22 protein-coding genes and 1 pseudogene are annotated in these 20,009 nt (G+C 72.4%); 14 read left to right on the forward strand and 9 right to left on the reverse strand.

Features of this window, described 5'->3' with window-relative positions:
• Window positions 1-143 precede the first annotated feature (143 nt).
• Window positions 144-380 (forward strand): hypothetical protein, encoded by a 237-nt coding sequence (locus tag ACLQ2T_RS10040; RefSeq protein ID WP_425765718.1) that lies wholly within the window; start codon window positions 144-146, stop codon window positions 378-380.
• A 72-nt stretch (window positions 381-452) separates the two neighbouring features.
• On the forward strand, window positions 453-1,286 hold the full coding sequence (locus ACLQ2T_RS10045) for a phosphoribosylaminoimidazolesuccinocarboxamide synthase (protein ID WP_425765719.1): 834 nt from the start codon (window positions 453-455) through the stop codon (window positions 1,284-1,286).
• Between the two features lie 18 nt (window positions 1,287-1,304).
• On the opposite strand, the pseudogene ACLQ2T_RS10050 reads toward ACLQ2T_RS10045, so the two are convergent.
• Window positions 1,305-1,758: pseudogene (locus ACLQ2T_RS10050) on the reverse strand (ATP-binding protein); the annotation flags it as partial.
• Between the two features lie 105 nt (window positions 1,759-1,863).
• Here ACLQ2T_RS10050 and macS point away from each other — a divergent pair.
• The gene (gene macS / locus ACLQ2T_RS10055) at window positions 1,864-2,991 is read left to right on the forward strand and encodes a MacS family sensor histidine kinase (protein ID WP_425765720.1); all 1,128 of its coding nucleotides are present in this window, start codon (window positions 1,864-1,866) and stop codon (window positions 2,989-2,991) included.
• Between the two features lie 14 nt (window positions 2,992-3,005).
• Complete coding sequence (locus ACLQ2T_RS10060) at window positions 3,006-3,647, forward strand: response regulator (RefSeq protein ID WP_425765922.1); 642 nt, start codon at window positions 3,006-3,008, stop codon at window positions 3,645-3,647.
• Between the two features lie 106 nt (window positions 3,648-3,753).
• Here the strand turns inward: ACLQ2T_RS10060 and ACLQ2T_RS10065 are convergent, their stop codons facing one another.
• Complete coding sequence (locus ACLQ2T_RS10065; RefSeq protein WP_425765721.1) at window positions 3,754-4,323, reverse strand: DUF5709 domain-containing protein; 570 nt, start codon at window positions 4,321-4,323, stop codon at window positions 3,754-3,756.
• Window positions 4,324-4,395: 72 nt separating this feature from the next.
• Complete coding sequence (locus ACLQ2T_RS10070) at window positions 4,396-5,394, reverse strand: SDR family oxidoreductase (RefSeq protein ID WP_425765722.1); 999 nt, start codon at window positions 5,392-5,394, stop codon at window positions 4,396-4,398.
• Window positions 5,395-5,530: 136 nt separating this feature from the next.
• Here ACLQ2T_RS10070 and ACLQ2T_RS10075 point away from each other — a divergent pair, with 136 nt between their 5' ends.
• Entirely contained in the window at window positions 5,531-6,733 is a 1,203-nt protein-coding gene (locus tag ACLQ2T_RS10075; protein ID WP_425765723.1) for a glycosyltransferase, read from the forward strand.
• Here the strand turns inward: ACLQ2T_RS10075 and ACLQ2T_RS10080 are convergent.
• From ACLQ2T_RS10080 to aroA, 4 genes are read right to left on the reverse strand one after another with little or no spacing between them, the layout of a single operon-like run.
• Window positions 6,688-7,635: a hypothetical protein gene (locus tag ACLQ2T_RS10080; protein WP_425765923.1), complete on the reverse strand. Its 948-nt coding sequence runs from the start codon at window positions 7,633-7,635 to the stop codon at window positions 6,688-6,690. The two genes, ACLQ2T_RS10075 and ACLQ2T_RS10080, sit on opposite strands and share 46 nt — an antisense overlap.
• Before the next feature lie 59 nt (window positions 7,636-7,694).
• Window positions 7,695-8,498, reverse strand: coding sequence for a histidinol-phosphatase (gene hisN, locus ACLQ2T_RS10085; protein ID WP_425765724.1), 804 nt, complete (start codon window positions 8,496-8,498; stop codon window positions 7,695-7,697).
• Between the two features lie 55 nt (window positions 8,499-8,553).
• On the reverse strand, window positions 8,554-9,702 hold the full coding sequence (gene rsgA, locus ACLQ2T_RS10090) for a ribosome small subunit-dependent GTPase A (RefSeq protein WP_425765725.1): 1,149 nt from the start codon (window positions 9,700-9,702) through the stop codon (window positions 8,554-8,556).
• A complete protein-coding gene (aroA, locus tag ACLQ2T_RS10095) occupies window positions 9,672-10,973 on the reverse strand; it encodes a 3-phosphoshikimate 1-carboxyvinyltransferase (RefSeq protein WP_425765726.1) in 1,302 nt (433 codons plus the stop codon). The genes rsgA and aroA overlap by 31 nt, the downstream gene beginning before the upstream one ends.
• Before the next feature lie 103 nt (window positions 10,974-11,076).
• Here aroA and ACLQ2T_RS10100 point away from each other — a divergent pair, with 103 nt between their 5' ends.
• The 5 genes from ACLQ2T_RS10100 (at window position 11,077) to rsrA (ending at window position 14,439) form a co-directional block, all read left to right on the forward strand.
• Window positions 11,077-11,787 carry an SOS response-associated peptidase gene (locus ACLQ2T_RS10100; protein WP_425765727.1) on the forward strand — a complete coding sequence of 237 codons (711 nt, stop codon included), beginning with the start codon at window positions 11,077-11,079 and terminating at the stop codon, window positions 11,785-11,787.
• 199 nt (window positions 11,788-11,986) lie between these two features.
• Window positions 11,987-12,379 (forward strand): WhiB family transcriptional regulator, encoded by a 393-nt coding sequence (locus ACLQ2T_RS10105; RefSeq protein ID WP_425765728.1) that lies wholly within the window; start codon window positions 11,987-11,989, stop codon window positions 12,377-12,379.
• A 77-nt stretch (window positions 12,380-12,456) separates the two neighbouring features.
• Entirely contained in the window at window positions 12,457-13,071 is a 615-nt protein-coding gene (locus ACLQ2T_RS10110) for an alpha/beta family hydrolase (RefSeq protein ID WP_425765729.1), read from the forward strand.
• Between the two features lie 263 nt (window positions 13,072-13,334).
• The gene (locus tag ACLQ2T_RS10115; RefSeq protein WP_425765924.1) at window positions 13,335-14,150 is read left to right on the forward strand and encodes a sigma-70 family RNA polymerase sigma factor; all 816 of its coding nucleotides are present in this window, start codon (window positions 13,335-13,337) and stop codon (window positions 14,148-14,150) included.
• Window position 14,151: 1 nt separating this feature from the next.
• On the forward strand, window positions 14,152-14,439 hold the full coding sequence (rsrA, locus tag ACLQ2T_RS10120) for a mycothiol system anti-sigma-R factor (protein ID WP_327024220.1): 288 nt from the start codon (window positions 14,152-14,154) through the stop codon (window positions 14,437-14,439).
• A gap of 81 nt (window positions 14,440-14,520) precedes the next feature.
• On the opposite strand, the gene ACLQ2T_RS10125 is transcribed toward rsrA, so the two are convergent.
• Complete coding sequence (locus ACLQ2T_RS10125; RefSeq protein WP_373684233.1) at window positions 14,521-14,595, reverse strand: 50S ribosomal protein bL37; 75 nt, start codon at window positions 14,593-14,595, stop codon at window positions 14,521-14,523.
• A gap of 197 nt (window positions 14,596-14,792) precedes the next feature.
• On the opposite strand from ACLQ2T_RS10125, the gene ACLQ2T_RS10130 reads away from it, so the two are divergent.
• Window positions 14,793-15,008, forward strand: a complete 216-nt coding sequence (locus ACLQ2T_RS10130) for a biotin/lipoyl-binding carrier protein (protein WP_091447276.1) — start codon at window positions 14,793-14,795, stop codon at window positions 15,006-15,008.
• Entirely contained in the window at window positions 15,005-15,517 is a 513-nt protein-coding gene (locus ACLQ2T_RS10135; RefSeq protein ID WP_425765730.1) for a GNAT family N-acetyltransferase, read from the forward strand. The genes ACLQ2T_RS10130 and ACLQ2T_RS10135 overlap by 4 nt, the downstream gene beginning before the upstream one ends.
• Here ACLQ2T_RS10135 and ACLQ2T_RS10140 read toward each other — a convergent pair.
• The gene (locus ACLQ2T_RS10140; RefSeq protein WP_425765731.1) at window positions 15,514-17,184 is read right to left on the reverse strand and encodes a tetratricopeptide repeat protein; all 1,671 of its coding nucleotides are present in this window, start codon (window positions 17,182-17,184) and stop codon (window positions 15,514-15,516) included. The genes ACLQ2T_RS10135 and ACLQ2T_RS10140 overlap by 4 nt on opposite strands.
• Window positions 17,185-17,377: 193 nt before the next feature.
• Between ACLQ2T_RS10140 and ACLQ2T_RS10145 the strand changes: the two genes are divergently transcribed.
• The gene (locus ACLQ2T_RS10145) at window positions 17,378-18,409 is read left to right on the forward strand and encodes an SIS domain-containing protein (RefSeq protein ID WP_425765925.1); all 1,032 of its coding nucleotides are present in this window, start codon (window positions 17,378-17,380) and stop codon (window positions 18,407-18,409) included.
• A gap of 25 nt (window positions 18,410-18,434) precedes the next feature.
• Window positions 18,435-19,985: a histidine kinase N-terminal domain-containing protein gene (locus ACLQ2T_RS10150; RefSeq protein WP_425765732.1), complete on the forward strand. Its 1,551-nt coding sequence runs from the start codon at window positions 18,435-18,437 to the stop codon at window positions 19,983-19,985.
• Window positions 19,986-20,009: the final 24 nt, after the last annotated feature.

Raw genomic sequence — 20,009 nt, forward strand, 5'->3', positions numbered from 1 at the left:
ACCACTGACTACGGCCCCGGACTTACAAGTCCGGGGCCGTAGTCGTTTCTCGGGACACCCTCCGGGCCGCTGTGCCGGTCCCGTCGATTTCGACACGCAGGTATTGGTCGACGGTGGTTGCGCCCGTCAACGAGGATGACGACATGTCTTCGTTGAGCAAATGGTGCGGCCGGCTCGGCACCCTCGTGGGCGTGGTCGTGCTGTCGGTGTTCGTCCCGGTCGCCGCGTGGGCCTCTACCGGGACCGGAGAACTGGTCGTCGAGGCTGCCCGGCGGCGGCGGGGTGGCGGCTTCATCGGCTTCCTGGGGCTGCTCTGCTGCCTGGCCGTGGTGGGCGTGATCGTGCTGCTGGTGCTCCGGATGACCCGCCGACGGCGCTGACCGGGCCCGGCCCGACCTCCTCGGGGCCCTTGCCTGTCGGCGGCGTGCCCGGCACATGGTCTACTTGTCGCCGTGGAACTTCTGCATTCGGGCAAGGTGAGGGATGTCTACGCCGACGGCGAGGATCTGATTCTGGTCGCCTCGGACCGCATCTCCGTCTATGACGTGGTGCTGCCGACCCCCATCCCGGACAAGGGCAAGCTGCTCACCGCGCTGTCACTGTGGTGGTTCGAGCAACTGGCCGACCTGGTGCCCAACCACGTCATCTCGGCCACCGAGGTGCCGGCGGAGTTCACCGGCCGGGCGATCCGGTGTCGTCGGCTGGAGATGGTGCCCATCGAGTGCGTGGCCCGAGGCTTCCTGACCGGTGGGGGTCTGAAGGAGTACGAACGCACCGGGGCGGTCTCCGGTGTCGAGTTGCCGCGCGGGCTGGTGGAGGCCTCCGCCCTGCCTGAGCCGATCTTCACCCCCTCGACGAAGGCGCCGGTGGGCGAGCACGACCAGCCGATGACCTTCGCCGAGGTCGTCGACAAGGTCGGGGCCCAGACCGCCGAACGGTTGCGTCAGTTGACTATCGACGTCTACTGCCGAGGCACCGAGCTGGCTGCGGAGCGGGGCATCCTGGTCGCCGACACCAAGATCGAGCTGGGCTGGGCGGCGGACGGCACCCTGGTCCTCGGCGACGAGGTGCTCACCCCGGATTCCTCCCGGTTCTGGCCGGCCGAGTCGTACCAGCCCGGCAGGACCCAGTTCTCCTACGACAAGCAGTACGTCCGGGACTGGGCCGCCGGTAGCGGTTGGAACAAGCAGGCCCCGGCGCCGGAGGTGCCGCCCGAGGTGGTCGAGGCCACCCGTGCCCGCTATGTGGACGTCTACGAGACGCTCACCGGCAAGCGCTGGGAGTAGCTCACTCCAGCCGGTGTCGTCCGGTGTGCTGCTCGGTGACTGCGGTGGTGGTGGTGATGCGTACCGTGGTGCCGGCCGGACCGGTCGCCACCTCCATGGCGTCGGTCAGTTCGCGGGCCAGCCACAGGCCCCAGCCCCCGGCGGTGTCGGGAGCCGGTCGGTTGCGGTTGTCCAGCCGCTGAATGCTGATGCCCCGGCCGTGGTCGGAGACCTCGCAGAGGATGAGCCCGGGCTCCGCCCACATCCGCAGCCAGCCCCGGCCCCCGCCGTGCCGCACAGCGTTGGTGATCAGCTCGTTGACGGCGAGCACGAAGTCGTCCAGGCGCTCCTCGCGCAGGCCTGCGGCGTGCGCACAGGAGGCGACCGAGTGTCGAAGCTCGGTCACCTGCGCCTGGTCGAAGGCATCGGCGATCAGGAGGGCATGTTCGATGGGCACCACCGTACGCGGTGTAGGCGGTTCTGCGTTCGTCATGGCCCTGTCCCGACAGAAGATCGCGGAGCGTTCCGCAGCATTTACCACCGTACGGCAGGGTTCATTGGGTCGCAGCGGCCGAAGTGGGAACCGATCACCTGTGGCATGGTGACCCACGTGCCGACGCCCGGTGGTTTCGAGGTTCCACTCTGGCGTGCCGTCGCGGTCTTCCGGGTGGCATCGCTGGCGTACGTCTGTGTGATCGTGGCCCGCGACGCGGACCGGTACGCCCACCCGTTCGCCGCCGGTGCGCTGGTGCTGGCGATGGCGGCCTGGACCATCGTCACCGCGATCGGCTACGCGGCACCGAGCCGGCGCGGCTGGCCGTTGCTCATCGCCGACCTGGGTGTCATCGTGGCCATTCTGCTGGTCACCCCGTGGGTGATGGGCCGGGAGGCGATCGAGGCGGGTCTGCCGACCCTGGCGGTCGCCTGGCTGAGCGGGCCGGTGTTGGCCTGGGCGGTCTCCGGTGGGCGGCGTCGTGGGGTGGTCGCCGCCCTGGTCATCGGCGGCACCGACCTGCTGACCCGGGGCATGGTCACCCCTACCGCGATCAACGGCGCCATCCTGATGCTGCTGGCCGGGGTGGTGGTCGGGTATGTCGCGCGGCTGGCGGTCCGGGCGGAGCAGCGGTTGCAGCAGGCCGTGGAACTGGAGGCGGCCACCCGGGAGCGGGAGCGACTGGCCCGCGACATCCACGACTCCGTGCTCCAGGTGCTGGCCCTGGTGTCTCGCCGAGGCGAGCGACTCGACGGGGAGGCCGGCGAACTGGCCCGGTTGGCCGGTGAACAGGAGGCGGCCCTGCGGGCGTTGATCTCCGATGCGGGTCCGCGGGCCACCGACGGGCCGATGGACCTGCGGGAACTGCTCGGCCGGTACGCCTCGGCCAGCGTCTCCCTGTCCACCCCCGCCACTCCGGTGCTGCTTGCTCCGCCGGTGGCGCGGGAACTGGCCGCCGCCACCGGGGCCGCTCTGGACAATGTGGCCCGGCACGGTGGGGGACGGGCCTGGGTGCTGGTCGAGGATGAGGGTGCGACCGTGACCGTGTCGATCCGGGACGAGGGGCCGGGCTTCCCTCCGCAGCGGCTCACCGAGGCCGCCGCCCAGGGCCGGCTCGGGGTGGCTCAGGCCATCCGAGGTCGGCTGGCCGACCTCGGCGGGACAGCCACGATCAACTCCGTGCCGGGCAGCGGTACCGAGGTCGAACTCACCGTGCCGAGGAGGAGACCGTGAGCGGAGTACGGGTGATGGTGGTCGACGACCACCCGATGTGGCGCGAAGGGGTGGCCCGGGATCTGGCCGAGGCCGGCCACGAGGTGGTGGCCAGTTGCGGCGAGGGCCGCCAGGCGGTCCGGGTGGTGGCCGCCGCCCGCCCCGACGTGGTGGTGCTGGATCTGCAACTGCCGGACATCTCCGGGGTGGAGGTGATCCGTGGGGTCCGCGCGGCCTGGCCGTCGGCCCGGGTGCTGATGCTCTCCGCCAGCGGGGAGCAGCAGGGAGTGTTGGACGCGGTGAAGGCCGGTGCCACCGGCTATCTGCTGAAGTCCGCCGGACACGCCGAGTTCCTGGACGCGGTACGGCGCACGGCGGCGGGGGAGCCGGTCTTCACCCCCGGCCTGGCCGGGCTGGTGCTCGGCGAGTACCGCCGGCTGGCGGCTGCCGGTGGGCCCCAGTCGGAGCAGGGCGACGGCACCCCCCGGCTCACCGAACGGGAGACCGAGGTGCTGCGGCTGGTGGCCAAGGGGATGTCCTACAAGCAGATCGCCGGCCGGCTGGGCCTCTCCCACCGCACGGTCCAGAACCACGTGCAGAACACCCTGGGCAAGCTGCAACTGCACAACCGGGTGGAGCTGACCCGCTACGCGATCGAGCAGGGTCTGGACGACTAGGCCGTCGCTGTGCGTGGGCTAGCGCCGTTTCGCCGAAACGGCGGGGTCTGGCTCGACCGGATACCGTCACTTCGGCGAGACGGTGCCAGACAGCCGCCACCCGGAGTCACACCGAGCGAGGCGGCCGGGTCTCGTTGACGGCCAGTTCCTCGGCGCTGGCTCCGCCGCCGGCGGCTCCCGCGTCGTACGCGATCGAATCGGCTTCCTGATCGGTGTGGGTACCCTCGTCCGGCTGGACCAGGCGGCCCACGTGGTCCTCCGTGGTGCCCAGCTGCCCGTGGTCGTAGAGGGAGACCGGGGAGTTCGGGTCGGAGGTCGGTCCCGGCTCCATCACGTCGGCGTCGAGCTGTGCCTGGGCGGCCTGCTCCCGACTGTCCGCCTCGGCCGCGATGTCCGGGTCCACCGGGGCGGCCAGAGGGTCGTCGACCGGCAGTTCGAACTGCTCCCGGCTCAGCTTGTAGTCCAGCGACTCACCGTCGAGCTGCTCGTCGGCGGTGACGCCGAACTCGTCGACGGCCACCGGTACGCGGTCACCGGGCAACTGGGCGGGCGCCGGGCCGTCCGCTTCCCGTCCGGTCAAGACGTCGTCCCCGGCCGTCGAGTCGTCATCGGCGGTGTCGGGCAGACCGTCGGCCTCGGGGTCGGACAGCGGGGCGGGGTACTCGTCTTCGCGCATACCTGCTCCACTACCCGCTGCCGGCGGTGCCGTAACCGGCCGGACCGGTGCCGATCCGCGGTGTCCCGGCCCTCAGCGCACCGTACGACGCTGGCGGGCCATCGCCGCGACCGTGTCGACCGCGCTACGGGCGGCGGCCCGGCCCAGGGCGGCGGTCATCCGGATCAGCTGACGGCGGCGGCCGTGCCAGCCACCGACCGGGATGCCCTCCCCGGCCGGACGGAAGACATTGCCCGTGCTGGGCGGGCGGACGGCGGGGCCGAACTGGGTGCGCCCGGCGTACCAGGCGAGGGCGCGTTCGGCCAACGCCGGGGCCAGCCGCCACTGGAGGCCGATCAACCGGGCTGCGCCCCCGGCGTACGCCTCACGGCGCGGACGGCGCAGCAGCCGCACGATCGTCTCCGCGACCAGCTCCGGAGGGTAGACCGGGGGTGGTGGGGCCAGTATCCGGCCGGTGTGGTTGGCGGCGTGCCGGAAGAAGGGGGTGTCGATGGCGGCCGGTAGCACCGTACAGATCGAGACGGCGCCCCGACCGGTGAGCCGCAGTTCCTGGCGTACCGTGTCGGCCAGGCCCCGGATGCCGTGTTTGGCGGCGTTGTAGGCGGACTGGTACGGCATGGCCACCTCGGCCAGCACGGAGGCGTTGTTGACCACCACACCCCCGCCGGCCGCGGCCAGGTGCGGCAGGGCGGCCCGCATACCGTAGGCGGTGCCGAGCAGATCCACCTCCAGCACCCGGCGGAACTCCGTCACCGGGATCTCGTCGAAGAGCCCGACAACCCCGACCGCCGCGTTGTTGACCCAGGCGTCGATGCGGCCGAACCGGGCCACCGCGCTCGCGGCCAGCCGCTCGACCGCCGCCGGGTCGGTGATGTCCGTTGGTACGACCAGGGCCTGCGCGCCCAGTTCGGCGCAACCCTGGGCCACCGTCTGCAACGCCGGCTCAGTGCGGGCGGCCAGCACCACCCGGCACCCGCTGCGCGCCAGGGCGTACGCGGTTGCCGTGCCGATGCCGCTGGAGGCGCCGGTGATCACCACCGTGCTGTCGCGGAGCGGTCGGGCGAGAGGCATTTGACACCGATACCCCACCCGGCCGCAGCTCATGCCGCCGCTCACAACCCGATCTGCCAGGTTTCGGCTCGTCGGAGGCCGGTTAATGGGACGCTCTGACCGGAGGACCACCGCCTATTTTGCATGGAGGTGACCCATGCGCGTCGGCCTTGTCTGTGCCCACGCCGCTGCGCCGACCTCCGGCGACGGAACCGTCGTCGGCACCTACCAGCACATCGCACGGGTGGCCGCTGAACTGGCCGGTCGAGGGCACGACGTGCGGGTCTACACCCGCCGGGACGATCCGGACCTGGCCGACAGCGACATCGTGGACGGTTACCGCATCGAGCGGGCCCCCATCGGACCGGTGACCCCGATACCCACCGCCGAACTGGTGCCGTACGTGTCGGAGTTCGGCAAGTGGCTGGCCGACCGGTGGGCGGCCGACTGGACCCCGGAGGTGGTGCACGGTCACTACTGGGTCGGTGGGCTGGCCGCCGCGCACGCCGTACGGGAGACCGACATCCCGGTGGTACAGACCTTCCACTCGCTCGGCATGGAGCAACTGCGTCACCTGGGCCCGCAGTACGACGGCCCGGGTACCCGTATCCCCCTGGAACGGGCGCTGACCCGGGCGGTGGACATCGCGGTGGCCCAGTGCAACGACGAGGTGGAGGAACTTACCCGGATGGGTCTGCAACGCATGTCCGTGGCGATGGTGCCGACCGGAGTGGACACCGGCCGGTTCCACCCCGACGGGGAGGCCGCCCCCCGCGACCAGCGTCCCCGGATCCTCTCCGTGGGCGGACTGGCCCCCGGCCACGGCCAGGAGGACCTGATCCGGGCCATGCGCCTGGTCGGGGAGGCGGAGCTGGTGATCGCCGGTGGCCCGCCGGCCAGTCAGTTGGCCGGGCACGCCGAGGCCCGTCGGCTGCGCGAGATGGCCGAGCGGGTGGGGGTGGGCGACCAGGTGCACCTGGTGGGTGCGGTGCCGCACGAGCAGATGCCCACCTGGTACCGCTCGGCCGACGTGGTGGCCTGCACCCCGCACTACTCCTCCGCCGGCCGGGTGTCCCTGGAGGCGATGGCCTGCGGTGTCCCGGTGGTCGGGTACGCCATGGGAGGCATCGCCGACGCCGTGGTCGACGAGGTCACCGGCAAGCTGGTGCCGCCGGGCGACGTCCGCACCCTGGGGATGACCCTGCGCCGGCTGCTCACCGACAACGCGGGCCGGTTCGCGTACGGGCACGCCGCCGTGGACCGGGTTCGGTGCAGCTACACCTGGGAACGGACCGCGACCGCCCTGGAACGGCTCTACGAGCGGGTGATCGGGCGGCGTAAACCGGTCGAGGCGGCCTGAGCCGACACTGGACCCTCCGCAACCCTGGGCGACATCCTGGGGTTCTGCCGGGGGGCTGGGGTGGGATCCTGCACGGCACGTGCGGTCTCCTGGGCCACCGCGTGATGATGTTGCGGCTCGGCGTACCGGGTCAGCCCGATGACGGCCGCCAGGGTGACCAGGAAACCCAGGCCGGCCAGCCATTCCCGGCCCGGCCAGATCTTGTCGTTGAGCAGCACCAACCCGATGATCGCGGCGGGTACCGCACCGGCGGCGTCCATGGCGGCCACCGCGGCCGTGGTGGAACCCCGCTGCATCGCCAGCCCCAGCAGCAGTTGGCCGACGATGGAGTGGCCGATGAGCAGATAGAGCAGGGGGTCGGCGAGGAAGGCGTTCCAGGTCGGGGCCGAGGCGAGCGGCCGGGCGGCCACCGCGGCGGCGGAGAAGCCCAGGCCGGCCAGGGCACCCAGGGCCACCGAGCCGGGTACGCCCTGCAACCGGACCGCGGGGACACCCAGCACCGCGATCGCCCCCAGCGCCCCCAGCAGGGCGATCACCCCCGCCATGCCCAGGGGCTTGGAGGGTGCCGGCTGCGCGGAGAGCACCAGCGCGGTGATCCCGCCGACGAGCAGGAACAGCAGGACCACCTCGGCCACCGGCAGTCGCCACTTCAGGACGATCACCCCGAGTACGGCGGTGACCCCCAGCCCGGCGGCCACACTGGCCTGCACCAGGAACAGGGGCAGGTCCCGGCGGGCCAGGAAGGCCAGCACGAACCCGGCGACCTGACAGACCAGACCGATCAGATAGGTGCGGTGTCCGGCCAGGCGCCACAGCAGCCCGGGGTCGAAGGTGTGCTGCACGGTGGTGCGAGCGGCGGCGACCGACTGCAACAGGTTGGCGATGCCGTACGCGACGATCATCGCCGCCAGAAAACACCAACTAGCGGTAGCCACCTGGCGAGGATAGAGGCAACCGGCCGTCAGCGCGCGGTCGGCCGACCCAGCCTCCGCAGGACGTCGGGGTGCAACATGCCGTTGCTGGCCACGGCGCTGGTCTCGGTCCCGGCGGGGGCCGGAGCACCCTCCAGATCGGTCATGATTCCCCCGGCCTCGGTCACGATGGGCACCAATGCGGCCACGTCCCACAGCGACAACTCGGGCTCGATCATGACGTCGAGTGCCCCCTCGGCCAACAGCGTGTATCCGTAGAAGTCGCCGTAGGCCCGGCTGCGCCAGGTGTCCCGCATCAACTGGAGCACCGGCTCCAGCCGACCGGACTGTTCCCAACCGCCCAGCGAGGAGTAGCACAGACTGGCGTCGGCCAGTTCGCGTACCTGGGACACCCGGATGCGCTCGCCACTGTCGGCGTCCGGGCCGGCGTACGCCCCGGCGCCCCGCGCCGCCCACCAGCGGCGATCCAGCGCCGGTGCGGAGACCACCCCGACGACCGGGCGGCCGTCCTCCAGCAGCGCGATCAGGGTGGCCCAGATCGGTACCCCCCGAACGAAGTTCTTGGTGCCGTCGATCGGGTCCACCACCCACTGCCGGGCCCCGACGGCGGGGGTGGCGCCGTACTCCTCGCCGAGCAGGCCGTCGTCGGGCCGCTGCTGCGCCAGCAGGGCGCGGATCTCGCGTTCCACCGCGGTGTCCGCGTCGGAGACCGGGGTCAGGTCCGGCTTGGACTCCACCCGCAGGTCCAGGGCGCGGAACCGGGCCATGGAGATGGCGTCGGCGGCGTCGGCGAGACGGTGGGCCAGAGTGAGGTCCTCGGCGTACCCGGTCATGGGTTGCACCGTAGCGAGGCCTCCGGTGGCCCACCGGATCGGGGCCGACCTGGGCTCATTCCGGGCGCCCTCGTGGATCTTGCTCGACCTCGTCGCGGGGGTTGGTAGCGCCGCGCGGGTCGGTCTCACCGGCCCGGGAGGCCAGCAACCGGTGGTACGAGGCCAGCCGGCGCGGGTCGGCCCGGCCCTCGGCCACCCAGGCGGCCAGGGCGCAGTCGGTCTCCTCGGGGGTGTGGGCGCAGTTCACCGGGCAGTCGACCGTGGCCTCGACCAGATCCGAGAACCCGTGCAGCAGGCTCTCGGCGGACACGTGGGCCAACCCGAAGCTGCGTACCCCCGGGGTGTCCACGATCCACCCCGGGTCCTCCGCTGCCCCGGCGACACGGGGCAGCCGCAGGGCCACCGCACTGGTCGAGGTGTGCCGGCCCCGCCCGATCGCGCTGACCGTGCCGACCGCCCGGGCCGCCTCCGGAACGAGGCGGTTCACCAGGGTCGACTTGCCGACCCCGGAGTGCCCGACGAGGACGGAGACCCGACCGGCCAGCAGGCTGCGCAGCGCGTCCAGTGCGGAGTCCGGCCGGATCAGCACGTACGGCAGTTCCAGCTCGGTGTAGTAGCCGAGCACGGTCTCCGGACCGGCCAGATCGGCCTTGGTCAGGCAGAGCAGCGGCTCGATGTCGGCGTCGTACGCGGCCACCAGGCACCGATCGATGAAGCCGGTACGCGGTGGCGGATCGGCCAACGCGCTGACGATCACGAGTTGGTCGGCGTTGGCCACCACCACCCGTTCCAGCCGCCCCTCCGCGGTGCTGGCGTCGTCCTCGGCGGTACGGCGCAGCACCGACCGGCGTGGCTCGATCCGGACGATGCGGGCCAGCGCCCCCGGGGCCCCCGAGGTGTCGCCGACCAGGCCCACCCGGTCACCGACGACGACCGACTTGCGACCCAGCTCGCGGGCCCGCATCGCGGTGACCAAGGGGGTCTCCGGGGCGGCTGCGGCCAGCACACAGGTGTACCGCCCCCGGTCCACCGCGATCACGAAGCCGTCCTGCGCGTCGCTGTGTAGGGGCCGGGTGCGGGTACGCGGACGGGAGGACTTGCCGGGCCTGACCCGTACGTCGTCCTCGTCGTACTCGCGTCGCTTGGTCGCCAGGACCGCTCCTGTCCGTCTGCTCAGTTCTTGCCGGTCACCATCGCCGACCACAGGGCCGGGAACTCCGGCATGGTCTTGGAGGTGCACGCCACATCGTCCAGCACGATGCCGGGCACGGCCAGGCCGGCCACCGCGGCGGCGTGTGCCATCCGATGGTCATCGTAGGTGCGGAACACCCCACCCCGCAGCGGCCGGGGTCGGATCTCCAGCCCTTCGGCCGACTCGGTGATGTCCGCGCCCAGGGCGGCGAACTCCCGGGCGAGGGCGGCCAGCCGGTCGGTTTCGTGGCCCCGGATGTGGCCTACCCCGGTGAACACCGAGGGGGAGTCCGCCAGCATGGCCAGCCCGGTGAAGGCGGGAGTCAACTCGCTGACGTCCGACAGGTCGGCGTGCAGGCCGCGCACCGTCCCGGTGCCCCGCACCGTGAGTCCCTCCGTGGTCAGCGCCACCTGCGCACCCATCTGCGTCAACAGCGAGCGCAGCCGCTCGACCGGCTGGGCGCTGCTGCGCGGCCAGCCCTGGAGGGTCACCTCGCCACCGGTGACCAGGGCGGCGGCGAAGAAGGGCACCGCACCGGACAGGTCGGGCTCGATCTCCCAGCCCCGGCCGGTCAGCGGGCCGGGCTCGACCACCCAGACGTCCGGAGTGCTGTCGTCCACGGCCGCTCCGGCGGCTCGCAGCATCCGCACGGTCATCCGCAGGTGTGGTGCCGAGGGCACGGGCGGGCCGACATGCCGGACCACCAGCCCACGGTCGAACCGGGGGGCGGCCAGCAGCAGCCCGGAGACCAGTTGGCTGGAGGCGGAGGCGTCGATCACGACCTCCCCGCCGGTGACCTGGCCGGTGCCCTGCACGGCCAGGGGCAGGCTGCCGGTCGCCGGGGTGTCCACCCGGACCCCCAGCGAGCGCAGCGCCTCGATGAGGGGCCCGAGCGGGCGGGTACGGGCGGCCGGGTCGCCGTCGAAGGTGACCCGCCCCACGGCCAACCCGGCCACTGGGGGCACGAAACGCATGATCGTGCCGGCCAGCCCGACGTCGACATGCGCCGGGCCGACCAGCCGGTGCGGCCGGACCAGCCAGCGCTCGTCGTCGGTGATCGACACATGGGCGCCCAGGGCCCGCAGCCCGCCGGCCATCAACTCGGTGTCCCGGGCCCGCAGCGGCTTGGCCAGGGTCGAGGGGCCGGCGGCCAGCGCGCTGAGCACCAGGGCGCGGTTGGTCATGGATTTGGATCCGGGCAGCCGTAGCGAGGCCGTGACCGGATCGGTGGCGGTCGGGGCGGTCCACGGCTGTAGCGGCCGGGTCGCGGTCGGGTTCCCCACGGTTACATTCTGCCGTGTCGCGGGCGGACGGTCCGTCGGCCGTCGCTCTCGCTCCCGGTGGACGGGACGTCGTAACCGTCGCCGACGCGCTAGCGTGTGCGGCATGTGCGGGAGGTACGCCACGACCCGGAGCTCCGGTGACCTGAGCGGGATCTTCGAGGCCACCGACGAGACCGCAGGTGACCTGGTCGCCGACTACAACGTCGCGCCGACCAATCGGGTGCCCCTGGTCCGGCTCGACGCGCAGGGGCACCGGGCGCTCTCGGCGGGACGCTGGGGGTTCCTCCCCGCCTGGTCCCGGTCGCCCGCCAACGCCGCCCGCATGATCAACGCCAGGGCCGAGACGGTGGCCACCAGCCGGGCGTACGCCGCGGCCTTCGCCCGCCGCCGGTGTCTGGTCCCCGCCGACGGCTGGTACGAGTGGGTCCGCCGGCCGGGTGGAGCGAAGCAGCCCTACTACATGACCTCGGTGGAGGAGTCAGTGCTGGCCTTCGCCGGCATCTGGTCGGCCTGGGAGGCCCCCAGTGGCCCCCTGCTGACCTTCAGCGTGGTCACCACGGCCGCCCTGGGCGAGTTGGCCGAGGTGCACGACCGGATGCCCCTGCTGCTGCCGCCGCAGCGGTGGGCGACCTGGCTGGGCTCCTCGGCGGACCCGACGAGCCTGCTGGCCCCACCGCCGCTGGACTGGCTCGCCGGCATCGAGATCCGACCGGTGGGGACGGCCGTGGGCAATGTGCGAAACGACGGTCCGGAGCTGATCGCCCGGGTGTCGTCGGCACCGGTCGATGACTCCGCCGAGGTGGGGTTGTTCTGAGCGGAGCCTCCGCGAATTGTCGGGAGTGATTTGCCGCGATTACGGGTGAAAGGTCAGCCGATCGTTCTGGCAACTTCCCGGCGAACTCTTGTCTCGATGTCCACAAATGCGATACAACACAGCGCCGGTGATGGCTATCGCTCCCGTCTAGGTGAGTGGTATTCATCGATGTTGCTGGTCCCACGGGGGAGGTGGGTGGATGACCAGGGCGCGTATGCCCCGTCCACATGAGGTAGCCGCTGCGCGGCGTGATCCGCGACTGTTGCGGGCCCTGCGCGAGCGCCGACAGGATGAAGCCTGGCGCACCAGGGGCACCTGTCAGAGTGTTGATCCGGAGACGTTCTTTCCGGCGCCGAACGAGCCGGCCGACGCCGCGGTGGCCCTGTGTCGCTCCTGCGATGTGCAGGGCTCCTGCCTGGCCTGGGCCCTGGAGGTCGGCGACTGCCACGGGGTGTGGGGTGGCACCACCCCGCGGGAGCGGCGGGCGATGCTGGTGGCCTGGCGCGACGAGGTGCAGCCGGATCCCGATGTCGCCAGCGATGCGGGACCTCCCGTCCGCGATCAACTACTCACTCTCGTCACCTCGCACTGAGGGGATCGTGGCCGGGGGCGGACGCCCGCCTGCCACAGTCTGCTCCGGCCTGGGGCGGCGGCCCGCAGAATGAGGCCGTGCCGCAGGAAGACATCATCCAGACACCACGAGGCCCGGCCCGGGTGGACATCGACATCCCCGAGGGGCCGCCCCGGGCACTGCTGGCCTTGGGCCATGGTGCCGGCGGCGGGGTGGACGCCCCGGACCTGCTGGGGCTGCGCGACGCCCTGGTGACCGCCGGGGTGATCGTCGCTCGGGTGACCCAGCCGTACCGGGTCGCCGGTCGGCGTGCGCCCGCGCCGGCCGGGCAACTCGACGAGGCGTGGCGGGTGGTGCTGGCCGCGCTGCGGGACCGCTGGCCGGGGGTACCCCTGCTGGTGGGTGGCCGATCCAGCGGCGCCCGGGTGGCCTGTCGTACGGCCGGCGAGGTCGGGGCCGTGGGGGTGGTGGCCCTCGCCTTCCCGCTGCATCCGCCCGGACGGCCGGAGCGCAGCCGGGCGGGGGAGTTGGTGACCGGTCTGCCCACCCTGGTGGTCAACGGCGACCGGGACCCCTTCGGGGTGCCCGAACCCGGTCCGGGGGTGCAGGTGGTGGTGCGGCCGGGGCAACGGCACGACCTGCGCGTCGATCCCGCCGGGACGGCCGCCGTGGTGCTCGACTGGCTGCGCGGACAGGGCTGGGCCCGGGGCTGACCGAGGCCTGAGCCGATTCGGGTCGGCGGGGGCGTACCGGCCGGGTTGGTTCGTCCGCCGTTTCCGGCTGCCGCGCCGGGTCGTTGCACCCGATGGTGTCGCCTGGATCACGGGCGGTGCCGGGCTCCCAGGCCCTTCCTGGTTCCGGCCGTGGTGCCTGCAGCCACGGTCGGGACCAGGATCGGGAGGGCACGAGGCGGAATGCCCGGACCTGCGACGGATGTTGCACCCCACGGACGAACACCGTGCGGAGGGGGTGAGTGGTGCCGATCCAGTGCCGGGACCGGGAGCGCGATGAGCGGGAGGCCGAGCAGCTCAGGCAGCTGTTGGCCGGTCCGCAGTGGCCCGCGGCGATGCCGCCGGCCGAGGTGGCGACGGGCACACCCGTCGGAACCCGAACTCCCGGTAGGTCTGGGCGCGTATTCTCGGCGGGGAAGCATCCGACCCGAGGGGATGTGCGGTTGACCACCGAGAAGACGGACGAGCGCAGGGCCCGGTTCGAACGGGACGCGATGCCATTCGTCGACCAGTTGTACGCGGCGGGCCTGCGGATGACGCGCAACCCGGCGGATGCCGAGGATCTGGTCCAGGAGACCTACCTGAAGGCGTACGCGGCTTTCCACCAGTTCGAGCAGGGCACGAACCTGAAGGCCTGGCTGTACCGGATCCTGACCAACACCTACATCAACACCTACCGCAAGCGGCAGCGGCAGCCGGTGCAGGCGCCGACCGATGAGATCACCGACTGGCAGCTGGCCGAGGCGGAGTCGCACACCTCCAGTGGTCTGCGGTCCGCGGAGACCGAGGCGCTGGACCGGTTGCCCGACAGCGACGTCAAGGAGGCCCTCCAACAGTTGCCGGAGGAGTTCCGGCTGGCGGTCTACCTCACCGATGTCGAGGGGTTCTCCTACAAGGAGGTCGCCGACATCATGGGCACCCCGATCGGTACCGTGATGTCCCGGTTGCACCGCGGCCGTCGTAATCTGCGCAAGCTGCTTGAGGGCTACGCCGCGGAGCGCGGCTTCTCCGCCGCGCCGTCGGCCCGGAGTTCGGCCGCTGCCAGTGGCCGGGAGGTGTGACGTGAGCTGTGGAGATCCGCACGAGACGGATTGCCGTGAGGTGCTCGCCGAGGTCTACCTCTACCTCGACCTGGAGTGCGCGCAGGAACGCCGGGCGCTGATCCGGCACCACCTGGACGAGTGCGGCCCCTGCCTGCGGGAGTACGGCATCGAGCAGGAGGTCAAAGCGCTGGTGGCCCGTTGCTGCGGCAACGAGTCCGCGCCGGACGAACTGCGCGAGCGGCTGCGGATACGGCTGAGTGAGCTGGTCATCTTCGAGACCACCGAATCGCGCGAACTGGCCGACTGAGGTTCGCGCCCGAAACGCCGACGCCGGTGGCCCGACCTGGGCCACCGGCGTTCGTGTGTCCGGTCCGCAGAGCGGACCAGCTCAGGAGTTGGGGCGCTTGCCGTGGTTGGCGGCGCTCTTCTTACGGGCTCTCTTCCTACGGGCCTTCTTCGCCATGCTGACCTCCTCGTGATGGTCGGATCACCTGCGTACGCCTTCGGCGCCGATGCACGCACCGGTCCGTGCGGCGTCCGGGTCCGACCCGTTGATGTTAGAGCCCCTCTCCGGCGGAGGTGGGCGGGGCTGCTGCGGACCGTGGAAAACGGGCACATGATTGGATACGTCACAGGCAGCCGCGAGGAAGGGGCCCGAACATGGCCGAGGAGATCCGCGCCGAGATGGTGGCGAACGTCTGGAAGGTGGTCGCGTCGACCGGGGACACCGTCTCCGAGGGCGACACCCTGGTGATCCTAGAGTCGATGAAGATGGAGATTCCGGTGGTCGCCGAGTCCGACGGTGTGGTGCAGCAGCTCGCGGTGAACGAGGGCGACGTGGTGCAGGACGGTGACCTGATCGCGGTGATCGGTTGACCGGCCCCCTGGTCCGTACGGCCGAGCCGGCGGAGTTCCCGGCCGTGGCCCGGCTCACCGTGGCCGCGTACGAGGCGGACGGTCAGCTCAAGAGCGAGACCGGGTACGCCGAGGTGCTGGCCGACGTGGCCGGCCGGGCCGCGCACGGTGAGATCCTGGTCGCCGTCGACCCGGCCACCGGTCAGCTACTCGGCTCGGTCACCTTCGTCCTGCCCGGCAGCCCGTACGCCGAAGTGTGCGGCCCGGGTGAGGCCGAGTTCCGGATGCTGGCGGTGGACCCGGCGGCGCAGGGCCGCAGGGTGGGTGCCGCACTGGTCCAGGCGTGCGTCGACCGGGCCACCGGGCGGGGCTGCACCGCCCTGGCCATCTGTGTACGCGAGGGCTATGCCGAGTCCGCCCAGCAGCTCTACCGCCGCCGCGGCTTCACCCGTACGCCCGAGCTGGACTGGTCCCCCCTGCCCGGGGTGCACCTGTTGGCCCTGCGCCTGCCCCTGACCCCACCCGTCTAGGGGGGCGGGGAGGGCAGGCGAGGGCGGAACGGGCGCCGCAGCCGCGCCAGCAGCCCGCGCAGCGGGCCCTGACCGGGCTGGGCGGGGACGCCGGCCAACATGCGGGCCAGGGCGGCACACTCCGGGTCGAGGTCCGGGGTGGCCAGCGCCAGATGGGCCAGGGAGACGGTCACCGGTAACGGAGCCCTCTGGTCACCGGCCACCGCCGCCAACTGCTGGGTGACCAGTCGTGCCACGTCCGGCCGGATCGAGGGGTCTACCCAGGCGGCCGTCATCAGCGCGAACAGGGCCGCCTCGGTGACCTCGGCCGCCTGCGCCAACTCGACCAGCACCTGGCGTCGGGTCGAGGTGGCCCACGGTTCGTCGGTGCGGTGGTGCAGCAGACCCAGGCAGGTCCATACCTGCACGCACCGGACCCACAGCGCGGGATCCTGGCCCGAGAGCACCCGTCCCAGCGGGTTGTCCGGGGTCTGGGGGGGATGGGCCAGCAGGCCGAGCAGATCGTTCAGGTCGAGGGTGGCCAGGGCCACCGCGGTGTCGTACGCCGCGGGCGGATGGGGCCAGGCCAGGTGGGCCACCTGGCGCAGCCGCCGGGCTGCCTCCGTCGAGGGGGGCGGGGTCGTCGAGGCCGACTCGGGCCCGGTCAGGGGCAACGGCTGGGGGCGTACCGCCAGGCCGGCCGTGGGCGGGGTCAACTGCCCCAGCCAGGGACGGCCGCGACAGCACTCCGCCAGATCGGAGTGCTCGTGCGAGTCGTCCGGGTTGTCGCGGATGTAGTCGGCCAGCGCCACCAGGTGGCCTACGTCGCCGTCGCGCTGGAACCGCAGCCGGTGGGCGGTGTGCACCGCGCAGTCGAAGGACGGGTTGCGCGCCAGTGCCTGCTCGATCCAGCTCAGCGCCTCGTCCAGCCGTCCGTGGTCGGCCAGGGTGCCGGCGATGTCGGCGTACACCGCCAGATCCTCCGGGTCGTGGTCGACCGCGCGCCGGAGCGCGGCCAGGCCCTCTCGGGTCCGGCCGGCGCTGCGCAGGGCGTACCCCAGCCACACCTCGCCCATCTTGGAGGGGGCGGCGCGTACCCCCCGACTGGCCCAGCGGACCGCCAGCGGCACCTCACCGGCCCGCCGGGCCAGCGCGGACGCCGTGCCCAGCAGCAGCGCGTGCTCGGGGTGGACGGTGATGGCGTTGCGGGCCAGGGTCAGGTACGGCGCCAGGGCGGCCCGGTCGGACCGGGGCACCGGATCGGGGGCGGCGGCGCAGACCTGCATCAGCACCCGAGCCACCCGGTCCGGCCCCAGGTGTTCGACCAACTCGGTTGAGGTGACCCAGGGCACTCCCGCCCAGTCTGTGCGGGGGGCGTGCGCGGCGGCGGCGACCAGCAGGTCCAGACCCTCGGCCGGGCGGCCGGCCGCAGCTAACAGGTGTGCCCGGGCGACCACCGCCCCGACGAAGGTGTGATGGTGCAGCGGGAAGAGGTCCAGCCCGCCGGAACCGCTGGCCGCTGCCAGCCGGGCCAGGGTCTCGTGCACTTCGGGCAGGGTGGGTGCCCGGGCCAGGGCATTCGCGACATGGTCGGCGGCGTGCGTCAGGTCGCCGGCGACCAGGGCTTCCCGGGCCAGAGCCAGTTCCTCCGTCGCCGGCAACGCCCGATCGTCGGTTCCCTCGGCCACGTCGTCCTCTCACTGGTCGGTACCGGTTGGCGGTGCGGCCGGGTCAGCGTAGGCGACGGCATCGACTTTTGGTGATCGACTGCGCAAATCTGCTCACTAAATTGCCTATGGGCGTCCAAAGGTGCAAGACTGAACAGGAATCGCGCGGGGATCGCGCACGGGAGGAGTTTTCGTGACACGTCCAGGAAGCGGCATGGCGGCCGACATCGACGAGCAGCCGGCGGGTTACGAACGACTGCTGAGCGCCGAGTACGCCACCCCCATCGCCCGGGTCGCGGCAGCCATCGCCGAACGCCGCCCGCGGCACGTGGTCTTCACCGCCCGGGGCACCTCCGACCACGCCGCCCTGTACGGCGCCTACCTGGCCGAGATCCGGCTGGGCCTGCCGGCCGGTCTGGCCTCCCCGAGCGCGATCACCCTCTTCGGGGCCCGGCCGGACCTGTCCGACGCCCTGGTCGTCGGGGTCAGCCAGAGCGGGGGTTCCCCCGACCTGGCCGAGGTGCTGCGGGTGGCCCGCGAGGCGGGTGCCCTGACCCTGGCGGTCACCAACGCCCCGGACTCCCCGCTGGCCGGCGTCGCCGACCTGGGGGTGGACATCGCGGCCGGGCACGAGCGGGCGGTGGCGGCCACCAAGACCTACACGGCCGAACTGCTCGCTCTGCTGCTGCTGGTGGAGGGCATCCGGGCCGGTGACGGGGTGCTGCCCGAGGAGGAACGCCGCGCCCTGGCCGACCTGCCCGAGTTGGCCGCCCGTACGCTCGCCGACCCCACCGCCACCCAGTTGGCGCCGCGCTACCGGTTCGCCGGGCAGTTGGTCACCACCGGCCGGGGGTACGCCTACCCGACCGCCCGGGAGGCGGCCCTGAAGCTGATGGAGACCTCCTACCTGCCGGCCCTGGCCTTCTCCGGCGCCGACCTGCTGCACGGCCCGCTGGCCATGACCGACCCGGACGTGCCGGTGCTGGCCGTGGTCGGCTCGGGCCCCGGCGGTCGGGCGATGGGCGAGGTGCTGCCCCGGCTGGGCGAGCGGCGGGCCGACGTGGTCGTGGTCGGCTCGGCCGAGGTCGCCGGGGCCACCCGGATCGCGGTACCGGAGGTCGACGAGCGGTACGCCCCCCTGCTGGACATCCTGCCCCTGCAACGGTTGGCCCTGGCCCTGGCCCTGGCCCGGGGTGAGGATCCGGACGCGCCACGAGGGTTGAAGAAGGTCACCGCGACGATGTGACCGCTCGCATGGCACGCTGGTCGGCGTGTCCACGCTGCGCGACCTAGCCGAAGAGCACACCCGTCTGCGCCCGGCCGACATCGACCACCTGCACCGGATAGCGGGTGACTGGCAACTGCTGTCCGACCTCTCCTTCGCCGACCTGCTGCTGTGGGTGCCGGTGGACGGGGAGGGCAGCTTCCTCTGCGTCGCCCAGGTCCGGCCGACGACGGCCCCCACCGCCTACCAGGACGACCAGGTGGGGCGGATCGTCGGCGGGCCGGAGGTGGCGCACCTGGAGGTCGCCTACGGGCAGGGGCGGATCTGGCGGGAGGGCGATCCGGTCTGGTACGGCGACGTGCCTGCCCGGCACGAGGCGATCCCGGTCCGGCTACGGGCCGCCGACGGTGAATCCGGCGAGGTGATCGCCGTGGTGGGCCGGGACACCAACCTGTCCACCGCGCGTACCCCCAGCCAGCTGGAGTTGAACTACCTGACCACGGCCGACGACCTGGCTCAGATGATCGCCGACGGCACCTTCCCGCCGCCCCGGCACCCGGGGGAGACCACCTCGGCGCCCCGGGTCGGCGACGGCCTGGTCCGGTTGGACGCCGGTGGCAAGGTCACCTACGCCAGCCCGAACGCCCAGTCGGCGTACCGGCGGCTGGGCTACGCCTCCCACCTGGTGGGCGAGGATCTGGCGGCGCTGCACCGCCGACTGGCCAACGACCCCTTGGAGGGCACCGAGGCCGCCAACGGCATCCTCGCCGCCCTGCGGGGTGAGGCACCACCCCGGCGGGAGATCGACGCCCGGGGCGCGACCATGCTCACCCGGGCCCTGCCGCTGATGCCCGCCGGAGTGCCGATCGGTGCGTTGGTCCTGGTCCGCGACATCACCGAGGTACGCCGTCGCGACCGCGCCCTGATCACCAAGGACGCGACCATCCGGGAGATCCATCACCGGGTGAAGAACAACCTCCAGACCGTCGCGGCCCTGCTGCGCCTACAGGCCCGGAGGGTGGCCATGCCGGAGGCGCGGGTGGCGCTGGAAGAGTCCGTACGCCGGGTGGCCTCGATCGCGCTGGTGCACGAGACCCTCTCCATGTCCAGCGACGAGGCGGTCGAGTTCGACGGGATCGTGGACCGGGTGGCCAGCGCGGCGACCGAGGTGGCCGCGACCGAGGTGACCGTCGGGATGCGCCGCGAGGGCAGCTTCGGGGTACTGCCCGCCGAGATCGCCACCTCGTTGGTGATGGTCCTCAACGAGCTGCTGCTCAACGCGGTCGAACACGGCTTCCCTCCCGCCGAGGAGGCCGACGAGCGGCAGCCGCAGCCGCAGGAGCCGGTGCCGCAGGTGGTGGTCACCGTGCACCGGTCGCGCAAGACCCTGCACGTCACGGTCGCGGACAACGGTCGAGGACTGCCGACCGGGTTCGACTCCGAAGGCGGCGCCAAGCTCGGGTTGCAGATCGTCCGCGCGCTGGTCACCGGCGAACTGCGGGGCAGCATCGAGTTGCGCCCCGGCGCCGCGGGAGGCACCGAGGCCGTCCTCACCGTGCCCCTGGCCCGCGGCGGCTCGGAGCGTCCGGGAGGCTGACCCGCCGGAACAACGTCCGGTTCT

Origin of the sequence: Micromonospora sp. DT229 (assembly GCF_049844505.1) — a bacterium.
Lineage (GTDB): Bacteria > Actinomycetota > Actinomycetes > Mycobacteriales > Micromonosporaceae > Micromonospora.